The organism is Vibrio sp. Vb1755 (assembly GCF_033338635.1).
Taxonomy (GTDB): Bacteria; Pseudomonadota; Gammaproteobacteria; order Enterobacterales; family Vibrionaceae; genus Vibrio; species Vibrio alginolyticus.
Genome location: NZ_JAWOTA010000017.1, coordinates 1 through 19,358, shown reverse-complemented (window position 1 = coordinate 19,358; position 19,358 = coordinate 1). Strand labels below are relative to the sequence as shown.

Annotated in this window: 22 protein-coding genes; 10 read left to right on the top strand and 12 right to left on the bottom strand. The window is 47.1% G+C overall.

Features of this window, described 5'->3' with window-relative positions; translation table 11 throughout:
* Positions 1–12: 12 nt before the first annotated feature.
* The 3 genes from ccoG to R7E00_RS15160 form a co-directional block, all read right to left on the bottom strand.
* Positions 13–1,434 (bottom strand): cytochrome c oxidase accessory protein CcoG, encoded by a 1,422-nt coding sequence (ccoG, locus tag R7E00_RS15170; protein WP_005379038.1) that lies wholly within the window; start codon positions 1,432–1,434, stop codon positions 13–15.
* A 308-nt stretch (positions 1,435–1,742) separates the two neighbouring features.
* Positions 1,743–2,009 (bottom strand): YihD family protein, encoded by a 267-nt coding sequence (locus tag R7E00_RS15165; protein ID WP_005379040.1) that lies wholly within the window; start codon positions 2,007–2,009, stop codon positions 1,743–1,745.
* Positions 2,010–2,175: 166 nt separating this feature from the next.
* The gene (locus R7E00_RS15160) at positions 2,176–2,343 is read right to left on the bottom strand and encodes a hypothetical protein (protein WP_005379043.1); all 168 of its coding nucleotides are present in this window, start codon (positions 2,341–2,343) and stop codon (positions 2,176–2,178) included.
* A 296-nt stretch (positions 2,344–2,639) separates the two neighbouring features.
* On the opposite strand from R7E00_RS15160, the gene R7E00_RS15155 reads away from it, so the two are divergent.
* Together R7E00_RS15155 and trhA are read left to right on the top strand one after the other, a co-directional pair.
* Positions 2,640–3,446: a sporulation protein gene (locus R7E00_RS15155; RefSeq protein WP_005379045.1), complete on the top strand. Its 807-nt coding sequence runs from the start codon at positions 2,640–2,642 to the stop codon at positions 3,444–3,446.
* A gap of 70 nt (positions 3,447–3,516) precedes the next feature.
* The gene (gene trhA, locus R7E00_RS15150; protein WP_005379047.1) at positions 3,517–4,170 is read left to right on the top strand and encodes a PAQR family membrane homeostasis protein TrhA; all 654 of its coding nucleotides are present in this window, start codon (positions 3,517–3,519) and stop codon (positions 4,168–4,170) included.
* Positions 4,171–4,203: 33 nt separating this feature from the next.
* On the opposite strand, the gene R7E00_RS15145 is transcribed toward trhA, so the two are convergent.
* From R7E00_RS15145 to def, 6 genes are all read right to left on the bottom strand, one after another.
* Complete coding sequence (locus R7E00_RS15145) at positions 4,204–4,788, bottom strand: DUF3157 family protein (RefSeq protein ID WP_132937259.1); 585 nt, start codon at positions 4,786–4,788, stop codon at positions 4,204–4,206.
* Positions 4,789–4,814: 26 nt separating this feature from the next.
* On the bottom strand, positions 4,815–6,260 hold the full coding sequence (locus R7E00_RS15140; RefSeq protein ID WP_017821575.1) for a TrkH family potassium uptake protein: 1,446 nt from the start codon (positions 6,258–6,260) through the stop codon (positions 4,815–4,817).
* A 9-nt stretch (positions 6,261–6,269) separates the two neighbouring features.
* A complete protein-coding gene (trkA, locus tag R7E00_RS15135) occupies positions 6,270–7,646 on the bottom strand; it encodes a Trk system potassium transporter TrkA (RefSeq protein WP_005379062.1) in 1,377 nt (458 codons plus the stop codon).
* Between the two features lie 63 nt (positions 7,647–7,709).
* A complete protein-coding gene (gene rsmB / locus R7E00_RS15130) occupies positions 7,710–8,993 on the bottom strand; it encodes a 16S rRNA (cytosine(967)-C(5))-methyltransferase RsmB (RefSeq protein WP_206949716.1) in 1,284 nt (427 codons plus the stop codon).
* An 80-nt stretch (positions 8,994–9,073) separates the two neighbouring features.
* Positions 9,074–10,021 carry a methionyl-tRNA formyltransferase gene (gene fmt / locus R7E00_RS15125; protein WP_054579447.1) on the bottom strand — a complete coding sequence of 316 codons (948 nt, stop codon included), beginning with the start codon at positions 10,019–10,021 and terminating at the stop codon, positions 9,074–9,076.
* A 33-nt stretch (positions 10,022–10,054) separates the two neighbouring features.
* Positions 10,055–10,573, bottom strand: a complete 519-nt coding sequence (def, locus tag R7E00_RS15120; protein ID WP_005379068.1) for a peptide deformylase — start codon at positions 10,571–10,573, stop codon at positions 10,055–10,057.
* A gap of 138 nt (positions 10,574–10,711) precedes the next feature.
* Here def and R7E00_RS15115 point away from each other — a divergent pair, with 138 nt between their 5' ends.
* The 4 genes from R7E00_RS15115 (at position 10,712) to R7E00_RS15100 (ending at position 14,027) form a co-directional block, all read left to right on the top strand.
* The gene (locus R7E00_RS15115) at positions 10,712–11,806 is read left to right on the top strand and encodes a LysM peptidoglycan-binding domain-containing protein (RefSeq protein WP_258474640.1); all 1,095 of its coding nucleotides are present in this window, start codon (positions 10,712–10,714) and stop codon (positions 11,804–11,806) included.
* Positions 11,790–12,899: a DNA-processing protein DprA gene (gene dprA / locus R7E00_RS15110; RefSeq protein WP_053350676.1), complete on the top strand. Its 1,110-nt coding sequence runs from the start codon at positions 11,790–11,792 to the stop codon at positions 12,897–12,899. Before R7E00_RS15115 ends, dprA begins: the two co-directional genes overlap by 17 nt.
* A gap of 2 nt (positions 12,900–12,901) precedes the next feature.
* Positions 12,902–13,381, top strand: coding sequence for a DUF494 family protein (locus tag R7E00_RS15105; RefSeq protein ID WP_005379074.1), 480 nt, complete (start codon positions 12,902–12,904; stop codon positions 13,379–13,381).
* A 76-nt stretch (positions 13,382–13,457) separates the two neighbouring features.
* Complete coding sequence (locus R7E00_RS15100) at positions 13,458–14,027, top strand: type I DNA topoisomerase (protein WP_262606374.1); 570 nt, start codon at positions 13,458–13,460, stop codon at positions 14,025–14,027.
* Between the two features lie 66 nt (positions 14,028–14,093).
* Here the strand turns inward: R7E00_RS15100 and R7E00_RS15095 are convergent, their stop codons facing one another.
* Together R7E00_RS15095 and purE are read right to left on the bottom strand one after the other, a co-directional pair.
* Complete coding sequence (locus R7E00_RS15095; RefSeq protein ID WP_186584568.1) at positions 14,094–15,227, bottom strand: 5-(carboxyamino)imidazole ribonucleotide synthase; 1,134 nt, start codon at positions 15,225–15,227, stop codon at positions 14,094–14,096.
* Positions 15,228–15,231: 4 nt separating this feature from the next.
* Positions 15,232–15,717, bottom strand: coding sequence for a 5-(carboxyamino)imidazole ribonucleotide mutase (purE, locus tag R7E00_RS15090; RefSeq protein ID WP_005379082.1), 486 nt, complete (start codon positions 15,715–15,717; stop codon positions 15,232–15,234).
* 199 nt (positions 15,718–15,916) lie between these two features.
* Between purE and R7E00_RS15085 the strand changes: the two genes are divergently transcribed.
* From R7E00_RS15085 to R7E00_RS15070, 4 genes are all read left to right on the top strand, one after another.
* The gene (locus tag R7E00_RS15085; protein WP_005379084.1) at positions 15,917–16,474 is read left to right on the top strand and encodes an L-threonylcarbamoyladenylate synthase; all 558 of its coding nucleotides are present in this window, start codon (positions 15,917–15,919) and stop codon (positions 16,472–16,474) included.
* A 47-nt stretch (positions 16,475–16,521) separates the two neighbouring features.
* Positions 16,522–17,439: an oxygen-dependent coproporphyrinogen oxidase gene (hemF, locus tag R7E00_RS15080; RefSeq protein WP_158157066.1), complete on the top strand. Its 918-nt coding sequence runs from the start codon at positions 16,522–16,524 to the stop codon at positions 17,437–17,439.
* A gap of 101 nt (positions 17,440–17,540) precedes the next feature.
* A complete protein-coding gene (gene aroE, locus R7E00_RS15075) occupies positions 17,541–18,374 on the top strand; it encodes a shikimate dehydrogenase (protein ID WP_213906207.1) in 834 nt (277 codons plus the stop codon).
* Positions 18,375–18,377: 3 nt separating this feature from the next.
* Positions 18,378–18,641 (top strand): DUF1488 domain-containing protein, encoded by a 264-nt coding sequence (locus R7E00_RS15070; protein ID WP_005379090.1) that lies wholly within the window; start codon positions 18,378–18,380, stop codon positions 18,639–18,641.
* A 7-nt stretch (positions 18,642–18,648) separates the two neighbouring features.
* Here the strand turns inward: R7E00_RS15070 and R7E00_RS15065 are convergent, their stop codons facing one another.
* Positions 18,649–19,197 (bottom strand): gamma carbonic anhydrase family protein, encoded by a 549-nt coding sequence (locus tag R7E00_RS15065; protein ID WP_005379096.1) that lies wholly within the window; start codon positions 19,195–19,197, stop codon positions 18,649–18,651.
* Positions 19,198–19,358: the final 161 nt, after the last annotated feature.

Sequence of the window (19,358 nt, the reverse complement as noted above, 5' to 3'; positions counted from 1 at the left end):
TAGTCATCGAAGTTATAGCTTCTTGATAAATCGGCTTTCCACTTCAATGGTGAATTCGTTGCTCTTATCGGTGAGTATAAACTGAATTGTCGTAATCGCAGAGTTTAGCTTGTCAGGATCGGCACCAAGACTCATTGGCAGGTTTAATACCTCACCTGGCTGGACCTGAATTGTCTGCTTACCATACCAGCTTACATCGGATAGCCCTTCAACATCCAACGAGTACTCTTGCACTTGCTGAGTTTTGTTGATCACTTTGAGGGTGTAGGTGTTTTCTACTTCTCCCGAGCTATTAACGCGGAACAGTTGGTTACGGTCGCGAATAACACTCATGCCGGCTGGGTCTACCGCTGCAATTTGGGCAAAGAAAAGACCGACCATGACGAGTAGTACGGCACCATAGCCTAGCAGCTTCGGACGCATGACTTTGGTACTCTTACCCGATAAGCGATGTTCGGTGGTGTAACTAATTAGGCCTTTCTCGTAGCCCATGCGATCCATGGTGTTGTCACACGCATCAATACAGGCGCCACAGTTGATACATTCATACTGCAAGCCGTCACGAATATCGATACCTGTTGGGCACACCTGCACACACAAATCACAATCAATACAATCACCCAAACCAAGCTGCTTTGGATCGGCTTTACGCGGACGTGGGCCACGTTTTTCCCCACGTTTTGCATCGTAGCCAACGATGAAGGTGTCTTTATCAAACATGGCAGATTGGAAGCGCGCGTAAGGACACATGTGAATACACATGATGGAACGCATCCAACCAGCATTACCATAAGTACAAATGGCAAAGAACATTACCCAAAAGACGGGCCAGAAGTTGGCGTTAAAGGTGAAAAAGTCGATAACCAATTGCTTCATTGGTACGAAGTAGCCAACAAAAGTAAAACCAGTGGCGAGTGCAATGGCAAACCAAGCTATATGTTTGACGGCTTTACGCATCGCTAAATTCGCCGTCAGCTTATTGGAGTCTTGTTTACGGCGTTTATTGGCACTACCTTCGAGCTTCTCTTCAAACCAGATATACATGAAGGTCCAGACGGTTTGTGGGCAGAGATAGCCACACCAAACCCGACCTAAGAAGGTGGTAATAAAGAACAACCCAAACGCCGCGATCACAAACAGCAAGGCGAGTAGGGTAAGATCTTGTGGGTACAGGGTGGTACCGAAAAAGTTGAACTGCTGGTTGCCAATATCAAGCAAGATCGCTTGACGTTCACCGTAAGGGATCCACGGTATCAAAGCGAAGAGAAGCAGTAAGAACCAACCACCGTAACGACGCAGTTTCTGGTAAGTCCCTTTGCTTTCGCGTACATAGATGCGATTACTTGGGTTGAACCGATCCCCGTTTCCTTTATGGGTTTTGGGATTATAGGTTTTAGGAGTCACATCTTTGATATCGATCTTGTCCTGACTCATGCACTCATCCTTCTTAGGCTTTTATAATGTACGGCGTCATTTCTATTGATGTCGCTCGATGACATTGCTGCTCGTTCCGTCATAAAGATGACCGAACATAATTATTTTAGTAAATACTGATGAACGGCGATTATACAATCAATAACAATTCCGTTTCTTTAACGCAGTCAATGTTTAACAACAAAAATCAGTACAGTTAACCTGATAATTGGCTGAACAGTTATAACCAATTGTGGGACTAAAAACTTTGGTTATAAAAAAGCGACTCACAGAGAGAGTCGCTTAAAGAATACTGGCTGTTGAGCTGGTTATTTGATGATGCCACGAGCGCGTAGGATCGCCGTTTTAAAATCGTCCTCTTGGTCTTTTTTGAGTCCAGGGATCATTTCATCTTTGCTGCTATTACGCATTTTAAGGTGGTAGATCAGTACATCGTCGGTCAGATCTTCTAGCTTTCCTTTATAGCCTGCTTCTTTTGCCAGCTTAACGATGAACTGCAAGAGGTTCAGCTCTTGATCTTTATGCCATTCAGGCTCTAGTAGCTCAAGCAGCTCTTCAATGCGATGACACTTCATTTCTTTCTCCACAGAATTTATAGGTGTAATTAGCAGTAAAGGTACCAAATTGCTTTGCGAAGACCAAATAGGAAAAACTATCTCTTTCTCTGTAGTTTGTTTTATGTCTTTGAAGTTTTATGAATAGCGCGCAAAGAAAAAAGCGCAGCTGGCGCCGCGCTTTTGATTAAGCTGCTTTGATAACTTTGGCCGGAACACTCGACATCATTGCTGTCTTCTCAACCAATGTCATTGCTGGCGCAACTTGCTTTGCCTTTGGTGCAGTAGTAAAGCCACTGCGGCGGCGCATTGCACTAGTATTAGTGTGTGCGAACCTGACTGTTGTTGGGCGCATTAATTTACCTAACTGTCAGGCATATCCATTGCCGATGTAATGGCCTGAATCATTATGAGCTAGGCTCCAACAAGATTGAAGAATCACTCTTCTGGCTCTCGCCAATCCAGTTAATGAGTCAGGAATACCGATATGCATGCATATCAAGTGTAAGATTAGCATCCTTGTAATAATTGGTCGATAGTTGAGCAATTGAATTGTTTAGATTTTGTCATTTTGTCGCGATGTTCGAGGCAATTTTTGTTTGATCCCACGATCAGCAGTAGTAGTATGAGATCTCGATGAAGGAGGTGCCTATGTCATTTTTGAAGAAGACACTTGCCAGTTTTGGGATTGGGAGCGCGAAGGTCGACTCAATCTTAAACCAAGACGTGCTATACCCAGGTCAAAGTGTGGATGTGTCGATCCATGTATATGGTGGTGCGACTGAACAAGCGATCGACAACATTGATTTAAAACTCTGTTGCCGCTACATCGCAGAAGCCCCTGATGACCGTGGTGCGCGAGAAGGACACAGCATGCGCCGAGTACCTCAAACTCATGTGCTTGCTAAGTGGAGTCTCCCTTACGCATTTACCATCCATTCCGGCGAAGAGCGTACCTTCGATGTTAAGCTCGATGTGCCTTGGAACACGCCTGTCACCATTGGTGATGCCAAAGTATGGTTAGAAACTGGCTTAGACGTTGCTGCTGCTTTGGATCCGACTGATAAAGACATCCTCACCGTCCGACCTGATCCACTGATGGATGCGGTACTATCTGCATTTGAAGCGCAAGGTTTACGAATTCGCCAGGTGGAATGCGAGGAAGTGAAAGGATTCGATCTACCATTTGTGCAAGAGTTTGAACTGGTGCCAACCGACGGACCTTACCACGGCGTGTGGCGCGAATTAGAATTTGTTGCCCACCGCAGTGAGCAAGAGCTCAAGTTGTGGTTTGAAGTTGACCGCACACGCAAGGGGCAAGGTGGCATGCTCGCGAGCTTACTGGGTAGTGGCAAACTCAAGCGAGAGCTGACCATCCCTGCCACGACTAAGCCAGATCAAGTTGGCGAACTGGTACTCAATTATCTCGATCAAACTACTGCCGTTCATGAGTCTTAATTTAAGCTTACACGTGTAAGCCTAATGTGCCATACTAGAGCAAATTTCAAACTCTAGTATAGGCGCATTGATGTCCGAGCTGCAGAAACCTCAATACAGTCAACGTGAAGAACTGGCCAATACCATCACCCACGGTATAGGGATGATTTTTGGTATTGTTGGCTTGATACTGCTGTTAGTTAAAGCCATAGACCATCAAGCTGACACTTTAACGCTTACCAGTATGGCGATTTATGGTGCGAGTATTATCGTGCTATTTTTGGCCTCGACGCTCTATCATGCGATCCCTCATCCCAAAGCGAAACGTTGGCTAAAAACCTTCGACCACTGTGCTATTTATCTTTTGATAGCAGGCAGCTATACCCCTTTCTTGTTAGTCAGCTTAAGAACACCTCTAGCATTTGGGTTGATGATCGTTATTTGGAGCATTGCGTTGATCGGCATCATCATGAAAGTTGCGTTCGTCTATCGATTTAAAAAGCTTTCTTTGATGACGTATTTGGTGATGGGATGGTTATCGTTGATTGTGATTTATCAGTTGGCGATCAACTTGGATGTCGGCGGACTTACACTGCTTGCCGCTGGTGGAATTGTGTATTCACTGGGCGTGATTTTCTACGTTGCGAAGCGCATTCCCTTTAACCATGCGATTTGGCACGGCTTTGTTTTGGCTGGCTGCGTGTGCCATTTCTTTGCTATTTATTACTTTGTTGAGCCTATCTAGCCGATAGGCTCAACAAAGAATATTAAACACGTATTAGCGAGTTTTTACCTCTAGCACTTTGGCAGAAAACTGGTATTGCTGTGATTGCGGTACAGCCAGTTTTATGCTCTTACCTTGCTCCGCTTGCTGAGGTCTCAGGTAGGTATCCGCCATGCGCTTGATGGATTGCCAAACAGTCACGTTTTCTTTTGCCAGTTGCTGACCAGACATATCAAACACTTGCACCTCAACTTCCACTTGAATGACAGATTGAGAGCTTTGGTTAGTGATTGATGTAGGCAAAATAAGCTCACCGCTTTGATAGCTTGCTGAACCAATCAATACATCCACACCTGAATCTGATAGCTGCATGGTTGGCTTTTTGGCGTTTACCACCACGGTCGTGCCAACGGTTTTCGTTATCACTGGGATTGTCGCAATCGCAGGAGCTGCGATTGTTTCAACTACGCTTGCTGTTGTTTGTGTCTCCGTCGCTTGCTGCGCCGGTTTTTTCATGACGTATTCCCAGGTAAAGTCATCGTTCAACTTCACTTCTCGACCATCGGCTAAAGTGATGACCTCGGCGGCGTATGTGGATGAGGCGGCAAGTAGGGTCGCCAGAGTAATCCATGTTTTCATTGTTATACCTTTTAATTAGAGTCTGCTTAGCGGCGCCAAAACGCAGGAAAGAACAGTACAAGAATAGTCAGAATTTCCAAGCGGCCCATTAACATCCCAAAGCTTAAGAGCCATTTGGCAGTATCGGGCAGAGGCGCGAAGTTGCCTGTCGGGCCAATCACACTGCCCATACCAGGGCCAACATTGGCAACGGCGGTGATTGAGCCAGAAATACTGGTCACAGGGTCGAGGCCAAGAGCACTTAAACAACCTGCGATAAAGATAATGGTGATAAAAAACATCAAGCCAAATGCCACCACTGAGCGAACAATATCATCATTCACCGGTCGCTGGTTATAACGCTGTACAAACACCCCTGAAGGGTGAATCAACTTCATCATTTGTTTGTTTAGCAGCGTCATCGCAATTTGGAAGCGGAAGATTTTGATCCCGCCAGACGTTGATCCTGAGCATGCCCCCGCCATCATTAAGAATGCGAAAAGAGTGGTGGGTAATGCGCCCCATGCGGTGAAGTCTTCTAAGCCAAAGCCAGTTGTGGTGACGACAGAGACAATATTAAACATCGACACTCGCAGGGCATCCAAAATGGTGTACCCATCTCGAATCACTAACCAAGCTGAAATCACTAAGCTTGAGAATACGAACAGGTACGCAAATCCTCTAACTTGAGCGTCGTTAACCAACACATCAATACGGCGTTTACGTAACGCGGCGATAAAGAGCAAAAACGGCAAACCACCTAAGAACATAAAGGTAGTGGCCACCCAATGTGCGCCATTAGAGAAGTGGTTCATTGACCCATCAGATGTAGAGTATCCACCCGTCGATAGCGTAGTAAAGGCATGGTTGATTGCTTCGAACAGGTTCATGCCGGTGATCAAGTAGCCCAAAATACATAGGCCCGTTAGCATTAAATATACCGCTACGATGTTTTTGGCGACCGTTTTCGCTCTTGGACTACTTTTATCCGACCAATCTGATGATTCGGTTTGGAATAGCTTCATACCACCGACATTCAGCATAGGTAACACTGCTACCGCCATCACGATAAAACCAATGCCACCAAGCCATTGTAAAATAGAGCGCCACAGCAAGATGCTCGGCGCCATGTTGTCTAGGCCACTGAGCACCGTTGAGCCCGTCGTGGTGATACCCGACATCGTTTCGAAGTAGGCGTCGGTGAAGCTGATGTGGTTGATAAACACAAATGGCAAGGCGGCAAACGCACTCGCGATGGTCCAAACCAAACTGGTGATGAGGAACATATCGCGTACGCTGAGTTTGAACTTGGCGGTTCGACCTATCGTTAGGCAGATGAAGGCGGCAAGGTGCGTGATCACAACGGCTTGGGCGAAATCGAGGAATCCCCCCGTACCGGTAAAGAAAGCGACCAAAGTCGGCACGTACATAAACAGGGCCAGTTTGGATAAAACTAGCCCGATAACAAACAGTACGGGACGTAAGTTGACCATAGGAAAATCCTAGAGGAAGAATGGACTCGGCTGGAATAGCGCTTCGACGTCTGATACGTATTTTTTGTTGACCAGGAACATCACCACATGGTCATCCTGTTCGATGACCGTACGGTCGTGGGCAATAAGAACTTCTTCGCCACGAACGATAGCACCAATGGTGGTCCCAGGTGGAAGCTTTATATCTCCAATCGCACGTCCAACCACTTTAGATGTACTTTCATCACCGTGAGCGACGGCTTCAATCGCTTCCGCAGCGCCGCGGCGAAGTGAGGACACGTTTACGATATCAGCGCGACGAACGTGCGTTAGCAAGGCTGAAATAGTGGCTTGCTGAGGTGAGATTGCTACATCAATTACGCCGCCTTGTACCAGGTCTACATAAGCGCCACGTTGGATCAGCACCATCACTTTTTTAGCGCCCATGCGTTTTGCCAACATTGCAGACATGATGTTGGTTTCATCTTCGTTGGTCAGCGCGATGAAGACGTCGACTTGGTCGATGTTCTCTTCCGAGAGAAGCTCTTGGTCTGCCGCATCACCGCAGAACACGATGGTGTTTTCTAGTTGCTCAGAGAGCTTTTCTGCACGCTGGTAGTTACGCTCAATCAGCTTCACGCTGTAAGTTTGCTCTAGGCGTTTTGCCAAGCTTGCGCCGATGTTACCCCCGCCAACAATCATGATGCGGCGGTACGGTTTTTCTAGGCGCTGAAGCTCACTCATCACTGAGCGAATGTGGTTGCTTGCGGCGACGAAGAACACTTCATCGTCGGCTTCAATGATGGTGGTACCTTGTGGGCGAATCGGACGGCCTTGACGGAAAATCGCCGCCACACGGGTATCAATGTGCGGCATGTGCTCACGCAAAGCAGACAACGCATTACCCACCAGCGGGCCACCATAGTAGGCTTTCACCGCCACTAGGCTGACTTTCTGTTCAGCAAAGCTCACCACTTGCAGCGCGCCTGGGTATTGGATCAGACGTTCGATGTAGCTCGTGACGAGTTCTTCTGGTGCGATAAGGTGATCAACAGGAATGGCGCCAGATTTAAACAGGGCTTCTTTTTCTGCCAAGTATTCTGGAGAGCGAATACGCGCAACGCGGTTTGGGGTATTGAATAGAGTGAACGCGACCTGACAGGCGGCCATGTTGGTTTCATCAGTGTTGGTTACTGCGACGAGCATATCGGCGTCTTGCGCGCCAGCTTCGTGTAGCACGTCTGGATGGCTCGCATGGCCATTGACCACACGTAGGTCGTATTTGTCCTGCAATTCACGCAGTCGGTCGGCATTATTGTCGACGATGGTGATGTCGTTGTTTTCACCCACTAGGTTTTCTGCCAGTGTGCCGCCAACCTGACCTGCACCAAGAATAATGATCTTCATACTCTTTTCTCGTATCTGAAAAAGGCGATTGAAATCGCTTCAATCGCCCTATTTAGCATGCTGTTACGCGTGTGTTTTAGTTAGCACTGCGTAGTAGAAACCATCCATATCTTCTTCGCCTGGTAGAATTTGACGACCAGGCTGGTCGGGATCAGAATCCAGCAGTTGCGCATCCGCGGTACGTGCTAAAAACGCTTTTACTTGCTCCACGTTTTCTTGCGGTGTGATTGAACAAGTCGCGTAAACCATTGTGCCGCCGGGCTTCAGTTGCGTCCACATGGCATCAAAAATTTCACTTTGCAGCTCTGCTAATGCGGCGATGTCGTCTGCACGACGTAGCCATTTGATGTCTGGGTGACGACGAATCACGCCAGTCGCAGAACATGGGGCATCCAGCAAAATGCGATCAAATTGCTCGCCTTGCCACCATTCTTGTGGATTACGCGCATCACCGCAAACCACTTTTGCCTGAAGGTTGAGACGCTTCAGGTTTTCATGCACACGTTTCAAGCGTGTGTCGTCGCAGTCAATCGCGACCACTTCACTGCCTGACGTGCGCTCTAGAATGTGCGCCGTCTTGCCACCTGGCGCTGCACAGCAATCTAAAATCAGTTCGCCGTCTTGTGGTTTTAGGTAGTTGATCGAGAGCTGCGCCGCCGCATCTTGGACCGAAACCCAACCTTTTTCAAAACCAGGTAGCTTCATCACGTCACATGGCGCGGCCAATTTTATGGCGTCCATTGCTTCTGTGTGTGGCGTGCTATCAATGTTTTCATTTTTGAGCAGCGCAAGGTATTCATTTCGAGTGTGGTGTTGGTGATTTACACGGAGCCACATTGGTGCTTTTTGGTTGTTCGCTTCAACTATGCTTTCCCATTGCTGTGGGTAGGCCTCTTGCAGCAGTTTTAGTAACCAGCTTGGGTGACCGTACTTGCCAGCGTTGTTGCTGACGGCCATTTGGTCGAGTTCTTCTTGGTTGCGCTGGTAGTTACGCAATACAGCGTTAATCAAACCACGCAGACGAGGACCTTTCAGCTCTTTAGTGCCTTCAACCGTTTCACCGACAGCTGCGTGCGCAGGAATGCGCATGAAGCTCAGTTGGTAAATACCAACCAGAATTAGGTGATGGAATACACGTTGTTTGCCTTTTAGCGGCTTATCCATCAATTGGTTTGCGATCATTTCTAGGCGAGGTAGGTAACGTAGCGCACCGTAACAGATCTCTTGTAACAGAGCGTGGTCACGAGGTCGTACCGTTTGTTGAGCCGCTGGAAGAGCGCTTGAAAGTGAGTGGCCCTTGTCGACGACAAGATACAGGACGTTAGCAGCCGCAGCGCGAACATTCATGATGAGTACCTTAAAGTAAAGGAGGGCATCTCTGCCCTCTAAAAGTTCGTATAATTGGGGATAATAACCCCTAGTATGGCTTAAACCAGCAGAGTGCCAACTTCAAACCAAGCCGCACGCGAATTCAGAATATCCTGAACTGACATGGCTTTTTTGCCAGGAACTTGCAGTTGCTCTAGCACCAGTACGCCGTTGCCTGTCGCAACATAAATACCGGTTTTATCTGCTTGTACGATGGTGCCGGCTGGCTTGTCACTGGTTTGCTCTGCCACACGGCTTTGCCATACTTTGATGCTGTTTTCTGCCGCCTCAAAGTGGCTCATTGGCCATGGGTTAAATGCACGAACGCAGCGCTCAATGTGCGCCGCATCGTCGTTCCAGTTGATGCGTGCTTCTTCTTTGCTGAGCTTTTTCGCGTAGTTCGCGAGCTCATCGTCTTGCTTCACTGGCACTGCTTTACCCGCAGCAATGTCTGCTAGGCAGTCAATCAGGGCTTCTGGGCCAAGCTCAGCCAATTTTTCGTACATTGAAGCGCTGGTATCTGTCGCTTCGATTGGCAGAGTTGCAATCTTCAGCATATCACCAGTGTCGAGACCGATGTCCATCTGCATGATGGTCACGCCAGTTTCTGCATCGCCCGCCCAAATAGAGCGTTGGATTGGAGCCGCACCACGCCAACGAGGTAGGATAGAACCATGTACGTTGATACAACCCAGTTTAGGGGTATCAAGAACCGCTTGTGGCAGCAGCATACCGTACGCCACGACAACCATGAGGTCGGCGTTCAGATCGGCAAGTTCTTGTTTGGCTTCGTCGGACTTAAAGCTTTCAGGTTGGTAAACCGGGATATTGTGTTCTAGCGCCAGTTGTTTTACCGGTGGCGCAGCCATTTTTTTGCCACGACCCGCTGGACGATCTGGGTTTGTGTAAACCGCGATGACTTCATGCTCCGAAGACAACAACGCCGCCAAGTGACGGGCGGCGAAATCCGGAGTACCTGCAAAGACAATTCGTAAAGACTGACTCAAGGTAGACTTCCTTCTAATTGGTATGGTTCGAGATTAAGCGTTTTGCTGCTTCTCGTTAAAGCGTTTGATTTTTGCTAGCTTGTCCTGAATGCGTTTGCGTTTCAGTGGCGATAGGTAATCCACGAACAGCTTACCTTGTAGGTGATCAAGCTCGTGTTGAACACAAATCGCTAGCAGGTCGTCGGCTTCAAAGGTGAACTCTTTGCCATCACGATCCAGTGCTTTAACGGTAACTTCTGCAGCGCGAGGCACAAGTGCGCGTGCACCTGGTACCGACAGACAGCCTTCTTCGATGCCATCTTCGCCACGCTTTTCCAGAATCTCAGGGTTGATTAGCACCATCGGCTCATCGCGAGTTTCTGAAATATCAATCACTACGATACGTTTGTGGATATCAACCTGCGTTGCAGCAAGGCCAATACCTTCTTCGTCGTACATGGTTTCAATCATGTCATCGACGATTTTTTGAATCTCAGGTGTCACCGCTTCAACAGGCTTTGCGACTGTGCGCAGGCGATCATCCGGGAATGTTAATACTTGTAATACAGACATATTCACTCGAAATATTGAACTGTGCCGAAACAGCACAAACCTTGTTGGCTCAATTCTAGACATTTTATAGCCTAAATGACAGCATCCTTGCACCAATTTCCATTCTGGTTCCTGCTTAATAGACCAAGGACGAGGGTCATGAATCGAATTTTCCGCAACGTTGCCAGTGTTACGTTGCCGTTACTTTTCTCTTTCAACGCTGTAGCAAATGTGGATGCAAACCCACTGACTGTTAAAGATGATGCGCCACAAACATATGTAGTCGTGAAGGGCGATACGCTATGGGATATTTCGGCCATGTACTTGGATAGCCCGTGGTTGTGGCCTCGTTTATGGCAAGTAAACCCGGAAATCGACAACCCTCATTTAATTTATCCCGGTGACAAGCTGTCTTTGGTGTGGATTAACGGTCAGCCCGTATTGAGCCTAAAACCGGTTAAGAAGCTGAGCCCGAAAGCACGTATCACGGAAAAGAAAGCGGTACCAACGGTCGCGGAAGGTTTGGTGATGCCGTACCTCAAATCGGATCGGTTGCTGGATCAAGATGCGTTGAACAGTGCAGCAAAAGTGATGGGTAGCAGCAAAGGCAGTAAGTATCTGACTGCAGAAGATGTGCTGTATATCAATGGTAATCAGACCGCGACAGGTTGGGCTATTTACCGACCAGTAGCTACCTTTTCGCGTGACGATGTGTCCGAAGAGATTACCGCGCTGCGTTTGATTGCCAAAGGCGAGCTCGTTGAAGCTTCGAGTGATTATTCAGGTTTGAAGCTTACATCGCAGATGCAAGAAATTCTACGTAACGATATCGCGTTGCCAAATCAATCGGTTGAGAATACTGACTTCACGACTACGTTCTACCCGCTGCCGTCGCCACAAGGCAGTTCGGCAAAGTTGCTAGGTAATACCGAAGGTATTCGCTTTAGTTCAACTAACCAAGTCGTGGTGATTGATAAAGGCACGTCAGACAATCTGAAGCAAGGCAGTGTGTTTGATTTAAAAGAAGACGCGCACCCAGTTTACAAAGACGGCGATGAGTTCAAGAAAGAGTTTGGCGTGCTTGATAAGAAAATTACTTTGCCTCAAAGCAAAGTTGGTGAGTTGCTGGTCATTCGTCCTTATGAGTACTTTAGCTTGGCACTGATCACTAACAGTACTAAACCCATTAACCAAGATATTTCGGTGGTGTCACCGTTGGCGGACGAATTAACCATCGATGAATCGACGAAATAACGATGATCTCGCTGCCTGGTTAAAACTGAGTTGTTTACCAGGCATTGGCGGCGTCAAAATGAATAAGCTACTGGCAAGAGACACGCCACGTAACATCGTAAACTTCTCTCCTGAACAGCTACAACAACTTGGGTTAACAACTAAGCAAATTCAAGCTTGGGCTTCAACAGATAAAGAAGTCGATGCTTGTTTAAGCTGGCTTGAGGCTTCTACAAATCATCATATCCTGACACTGACTGACCCGCGTTATCCACCTCAACTCAAACAAATCGTTGCACCGCCACCTCTACTTTTTGTTCAAGGAAACCCTACTTGTCTCTCTCAGCCACAAATCGCGATGGTTGGCAGTCGAAATGCGAGTATTGATGGATTACAGCATGCACGTCAGTTTGCTGCAGAGTTTGTTCAGCACGATTTTATTGTCACCAGTGGTCTCGCTTTAGGCATTGATGGTCATGCGCATGATGGTGCGTTGCAAGCGGGTGGTAAGACGATTGCGGTGCTAGGATCTGGCTTAGAAAATATTTATCCGGCACGTCATCGTGGTTTAGCGCAACGTGTTATTGAACATGGGGCCTTGGTGTCTGAGTTTCGGCCTAATGCCAAGCCGCGTCCAGAAAACTTCCCGCGTCGTAATCGTATTATTAGTGGATTATCGCTTGGTGTACTGGTCGTCGAGGCGGCGAAAAAGAGCGGCTCGTTAATTACAGCTCGTTACGCGCTTGAGCAAGGTCGAGAAGTATTTGCGCTGCCAGCGTCAATCAATGCCCCCAATGCCTGCGGTGGAAACCAGTTGATACGTCATGGCGCTTGCCTCGTAGAAAAGACGAAAGATGTCTTAGATGAAATACAGTCCTTGCTTGATTGGTCTATTAATCAGAGTACCGATTTATTTTCTACGTTAAATGATGAAGAAGAATTGCCATTTCCTCAGCTGTTAGCTAACGTAGGAAGTGAAGCTACACCGGTTGATATTCTTGCAAACAGGACCAATATACCTGTCCAAGAAGTCATGATGCAGCTCTTAGAGTTAGAACTCTCTGGGCATGTCGTTGCGGTTTCAGGTGGCTATATTCGAAAGGGGAGGGGCTAGCTATGATGATGGATATACTGATGTATCTATTCGAAACCTACATCCATAGCGATGCAGAGTTACAGGTCGAACAAGACGAGTTGGAAGAAGAGTTGCTTCGTGCAGGCTTCCAACAAAAAGATATCTACAAAGCCCTTGTCTGGTTAGAAGAGCTTGCCGCATTGCAGCAAAGTGACACCTCTTCTGCAATCTCGACTTGCATGGCTTCGTCATCAACTCGTATCTACACAGCGAAAGAGATGCAGCGTTTAGATTTGGAATGCCGAGGTTTTCTATTGTTTCTCGAGCAAATCAATGTGTTAACCACAGAAACTCGCGAAATGGTGATTGACCGAGTGATGGGATTAGAAACGAGTGAGTTTGAGCTTGAAGATCTCAAATGGATCATTCTGATGGTGCTGTTTAATGTGCCTGGCAACGAAAACGCTTACACGCTAATGGAAGAGCTGTTGTACACCAAGGAACAAGGGATTCTTCACTAACCATCTGGGCAAGTTCGAGTTTAACTAGAATAAACGCGAGCTTGTCTTTTTGTGTGTTTTTCACGAAACGGTAAGTATGAGTAGTAAAATCGACAACACCCTTTTCTCTGCCCATGAACACGCTTTGGAACACGAGCCGTGTCCAAAATGTGGTGGTGAGCTGACTCTCAAGCACGGAAAACATGGCCCATTTCTCGGCTGTAACCATTACCCAAGCTGTGATTACATTAAACCGCTACACAGCAATGATGGTCACATCGTGAAAGAGTTGGGTGTGCCTTGTCCTGAGTGTGGCAATGAGTTGGTTCTCCGCCAAGGGCGCTACGGTATGTTCGTTGGTTGTAGCCATTACCCGGCTTGTCATCATATTAAGTCGATTAATCAACCAGAGCCAGAGGCGCAGTCACAAGAGCAACACGCTTGCCCTGAATGTGGCAAAGGACATTTGGTTGAGCGTAAAACCCGATTTGGCAAAACATTCTACGCGTGTGACAACTACCCTAAATGCAAATTTGCTGTGAACCTTGCTCCGGTCAAGGGGCGATGCGAAGAATGTGGTTTTACTTTGTTGGTGGAGAAGAAACTCGCCAGTGGTGTGAAATTGCAATGTGCCAACCGTAAGTGCCAGCACACCCAACAAGGGTAAATACATCAAAGGAATTAAAAAGGGTCGCATCGTGCGACCCTTTTTTTATTTTTTTGCTGCCAAACGTTAGTGTTGAGGCTGTTTAGCGAACGCTTGCACGGCTGGGAAAGCTATTGGGTCTAAGATGTCTGCCAGAGCGCACAACCTACGGTGCAATTCTCCTGGGTAGTCGCCACACACGTTGATGTGTCCCATCTTGCGACCTGCACGTTTCTCTTTGCCATACCAATGAATGTGGCAACCATCCATTAATAACAATGCTTCTGGTAGTGTGTCTTCACCAAGAATATTAATCATTGAGGTTTCACGAACCAATTTCGTACTGCCTAATGGTAAGCCGCACACTGCGCGCAGATGGTTTTCAAACTGACACGTTTCTGCACCTTGCTGTGTCCAGTGACCAGAGTTGTGCACGCGTGGAGCAATCTCATTCACTAAAAGTGCCCCATCGACATCAAAGAACTCAAGCGCTAATACGCCAACGTAATCTAGGCTATCTGCGACTGCCGTGAACATTTGCTTTGCTTGTTCCTGTAACCCTGGCGCATCAATCGCAGTAGAAAGACTCAATACACCGTTGGTGTGGACGTTCTCTGCCAGAGGATACACTTCCACACTGCCATCTTTGCTTCGAGCACCAACCAGTGATACTTCGCGGTTAAAAGGAACAAACTCTTCAGCAACAATCGCTTGAGTTGGTGTTGCCGCGATGCACTCCGACATCTCAGTCCAAATGTCGTCGACTTGAGAAGCTTCTTTTAAGCGCCATTGGCCTTTACCATCGTAACCACCTAATGCACTTTTCAGAACCATTGGCATACCAACGTGTTCAATTGCGCGGTCAAAGTCTTCACGAGTTTCAATGACGTAGTATTTCGCGTTGCGCACGCCGGCATCATCAAGCAGTGCTTTTTCAATACGGCGATCACCACCTGCTTTGATGGCTTGCGTACTTGGTAGGAACTTGCCGCTCGCTTCGCAAACCTTGAGCACGTCATGTGGAATATGCTCGAACTCGGCAGTAATCACATCAACTTGCGTAATCGCATTTTCCAAGCCATGGCCAAGTACCTGTTGAGTTAAAGGGTGAACGACATCACCGCTGCTGACATCGTAAGCTGAAATTTGAATATTCAGTGGCGCACCAGCCAGAGACATCATACGAGCCAACTGACCCGCACCAAGAACCAGTACATGCATCTGATTAATCCTCTGCAGGGTTTGGATTTGCGAGAACTGTTTCCGTTTGCTCATTACGGAATGCTTCTACCTTCGCCATGATGTTTTCATCATGAGTGCCTAGGATTTGCGCAGCTAGGATACCGGCGTTTGCTGCGCCCGCTTCGCCAATCGCCAATGTACCAACCGCAATTCCCTTTGGCATCTGTACAATAGAAAGCAGTGAATCCATACCTTTCAGTGCACGAGACTGAACGGGAACCCCAAGCACTGGCAAACTAGTAAACGCCGCCGCCATACCTGGTAGGTGGGCTGCACCACCAGCGCCTGCGATGATAACTTTGATGCCGCGTTCTTTTGCGCCACTAGCGTAGTCAGCCAGTAATTGAGGAGTTCGGTGTGCTGACACGACTTTTGTTTCGTAAGGCACGCCAAATTGATCTAGCATGTCCGCTGCTAGTTTCATGGTTGGCCAATCGGATTTAGAACCCATGATGATACCGACTTTCATCTCAAACTCCTTTAAGCTGCAAAAATTAGGTGAGCTATAAATTTGTGCGCATTATACGGGGATTTTTATCTCAAGCAAACGTTTGCGTCTTGTTGTTGGCGCTATTGATACATTTTATAAAAAAATTGCTTTAGTGTCTGAGAATGAATATTTGTACACTTAGTGAAAACAACACAGTCAAACAAATAGGAAGTAATCGGTGGATAACTTTGAACAAGTGCTCAACGCACTCAAGCAAGGCGAAGTGATTGCCTATCCAACAGAAGGGGTTTTTGGTGTCGGATGTGATCCAGATAACCCAGAAGCAATTCAAAAGCTATTAGAGCTCAAGCAGCGTCCGGTAGAAAAAGGGCTGATTCTCATCGCGGCAAGTTATGATCAGCTCTTGCCTTATATTGATGAATCTCAGTTGACTGAAGAACAATTACAGACTGTTCATGCCACTTGGCCAGGCCCATACACTTGGATCATGCCAGCGAGCGATAAAGTATCCAACTGGGTTTCAGGGCAGTTTGATTCAATTGCGGTTCGTGTGACTGATCATCCTTTGGTGCAAAAAATGTGTAATGCATTCGGAAAGCCGTTAACCTCTACCAGCGCGAATCTTTCCGGCTTACCACCGTGTATGACCACGGAAGAAGTCGAAGAGCAGTTGGGTGATAAGCTGGTCGCCATTCTTCGTGGCGAGACCAGCGGTCGTGATAAACCCAGCGAGATTCGTGACGCCAAAACTTCACAAATATTAAGACAGGGTTAACCCTGCTAGCCAGCCATCATTAGGTTTCACGTAATAGGTAATAACGTATGTCAGCGATCGATAAGCACGCCGTAAAGCAGTTCTTGATGTCACTTCAGGACTCCATTTGTCAGCAGTTAGAACAAGAAGATGGAAAGGCCGTCTTTGTCGAGGATGCATGGCATCGTGAACCGGGCGAACGTCTTGGTGGCGGTGGGCGCTCACGTGTTATGCGTGATGGCCTTGTTTTCGAGCAGGGAGGCGTGAACTTCTCGCATGTGGAAGGGAAAGAAATGCCAGCATCTGCGACAGCGCATCGTCCAGAGCTAGCGGGTCGTCGTTTTGAAGCGATGGGTGTTTCTTTGGTTATTCACCCTAAAAACCCTTATGTACCGACTTCACACGCCAATGTCCGCTTCTTTATTGCAGAAAAAGATGGCGAAGACCCAATTTGGTGGTTTGGTGGTGGTTTTGACCTAACGCCGTTCTATCCATTTGAAGAAGATTGCCAATCATGGCACGACACTGCAAAACAGCTTTGTGCACCATTTGGTGACGATGTTTACCAAGAGCATAAAGCATGGTGTGACAAATACTTCTTCCTACCACATCGTAATGAAACTCGCGGTGTTGGCGGTTTGTTCTTTGATGATCTAAACCAGTGGGAATTTGATAAGTGTTTTGCTTACATCAAAGCAGTCGGTGAAGGCTATTGCCAGGCTTATTTGCCGATCGTTTCTCGTCGTAAAGAGATCGAGTATGGTGAGCGTGAGCGTGAATTCCAACTATATCGTCGCGGCCGTTACGTAGAGTTCAACTTAGTGTATGACCGTGGCACCTTATTTGGTTTACAAAGTGGTGGGCGTACTGAGTCGATTCTGATGTCAATGCCGCCGCTCGCTCGCTGGGAGTACTGCTACGAGCCAGAAGCGGGATCGCCAGAAGCTGAACTTTACGAGCGATACCTAACGCCACGAGAGTGGTAAGCACGGAATCTCCTTTTCTATATAGATAGATAGTGATAGGGTCATCTGTAATCAGGTGGCCCTGTTTTCTCTATATCTAAGTAAGGAACAAAGGTAAGGAAATGACCCAGCAAATCGATCGCTATGCCGTGTTTGGTAATCCTATCGGACACAGTAAGTCGCCATTCATTCACACTTTGTTTGCTCGTCAAACTAATCAATCTTTGGTGTATACCGCAGAAAGTGCACCTGTTGATGGTTTTATTGACGCGGCGAAGGTGTTTTTTGCTGAAGGTGGCAAGGGGTGCAACATCACTATGCCATTTAAAGAAGATGCTTATCAATTTGCTAGTCGATTGACAGAACGGGCTCAGTTAGCAGGCGCGGTAAATACCCTCAAGAAGTTAGACGATGGTGAAATCATCGGTGACAACACTGATGGTGCAGGTTTAGTGCAAGATTTGCTTCAGCATCAGGTTGTATTGGAAGGCGCGCGAATCCTAATTATTGGCGCTGGTGGTGCAGCTCGTGGTGTTATTAAGCCACTACTCGATCAAAAGCCGACCTCTTTAACCATTACCAACCGTACCTTTAGTAAAGCACAGGAGCTTGCAGAGCTGTTTGTCTCTCACGGTCCTATCCGCGTCAAAGAGATGGCAAGTATTGATGAAGAGTATGATGTCATCATTAACTCCACATCCGCTTCTCTTAGTGGTGAACTGCCGACTATTTCATCCTCCATCTTTGCCGCTAACAGTACAAGCTATGACATGATTTATGGCAAAGGGGTGACGAGCTTTAACTTATGGGCAAAAGAGAATGGTGCCGCTCATGCGTATGACGGTCTTGGAATGTTAGTTGGGCAGGCTGCGGAAAGCTTTATGCTCTGGCGTGGCTTACGTCCTGGTGCCAAACAAATTCTCAGAGAACTAAGAAAGAACCTTGAAGGTCAATAAGCGATGAATCAATCCATCTTATTCCCAGATATTCAATCATGGGATGAAGTATCACAATCGGTAAACTTTTCGGCGCAACAATCAGGCGCACTAATAGAGTGCTTTGTGACGAAACAAAAGTTAGAAAAGCTCAGTGGTTCACTGATTGAAACTGAGCAAGCGGCAATTAAAGTGTTTACTGATTACCGATTCGACCTAGAAGAAATGGCTGAAGAGCTAATAGAAGATGAAGCCTTCAACGAAGAAGGCCATATCATCATCGGTTAACAGGGTTTTAGTTCAAGTCTTTTACTTCATTTAAGTAGTCGTTTTTGTTCTGCACATAGTTGTTGGCAGACTTTTGCAAGAAAGCTCGTTCTTTTTCTGATAGAGGGCGAGCTTGTTTTACTGGGCTTCCAACATATAAGTAGCCACTTTCTAATACTTTCCCAGGTGGCACTAAACTGCCTGCTCCGATCATCACCTCTGACTCAATTACAACAGCATCTAAAACAATAGCTCCCATACCAACCAAAACACGATCGTGGATCTCACAACCGTGCAGCATCACTTTGTGGCCAATCGTAACGTCATTACCAATAATCAATGGGTAGCCGTTTGGGTTTTCGGCGTTCTTATGGGTGACATGCAAAACACTGCCATCTTGAATATTCGTTCGATCACCAATGTGAATGTGGTTTACATCACCTCGCGCTGCTACCAGTGGCCAAATGCTAGAATCATCGCCAATTCGGATATCACCGACTAAAACAGAGGTTGGGTCAACGTAAACACGCTCACCAAGTTCAGGCTTTATACCTTTGTAGCTTCTCATTGAGCTCATCTTTTTTCCTTATTCAGGGCGATTACAGGGTGTATGGAGGTAGAATAGTAGTGAAAACTCGCCTTTTAGAATAAAAAACACCCAAACGATAAAAAAATCAAAAAAAACGAGAAAAAGGGCTTGCCAATGTGATCGCAATCTCTATAATGCCACCTCGCTGA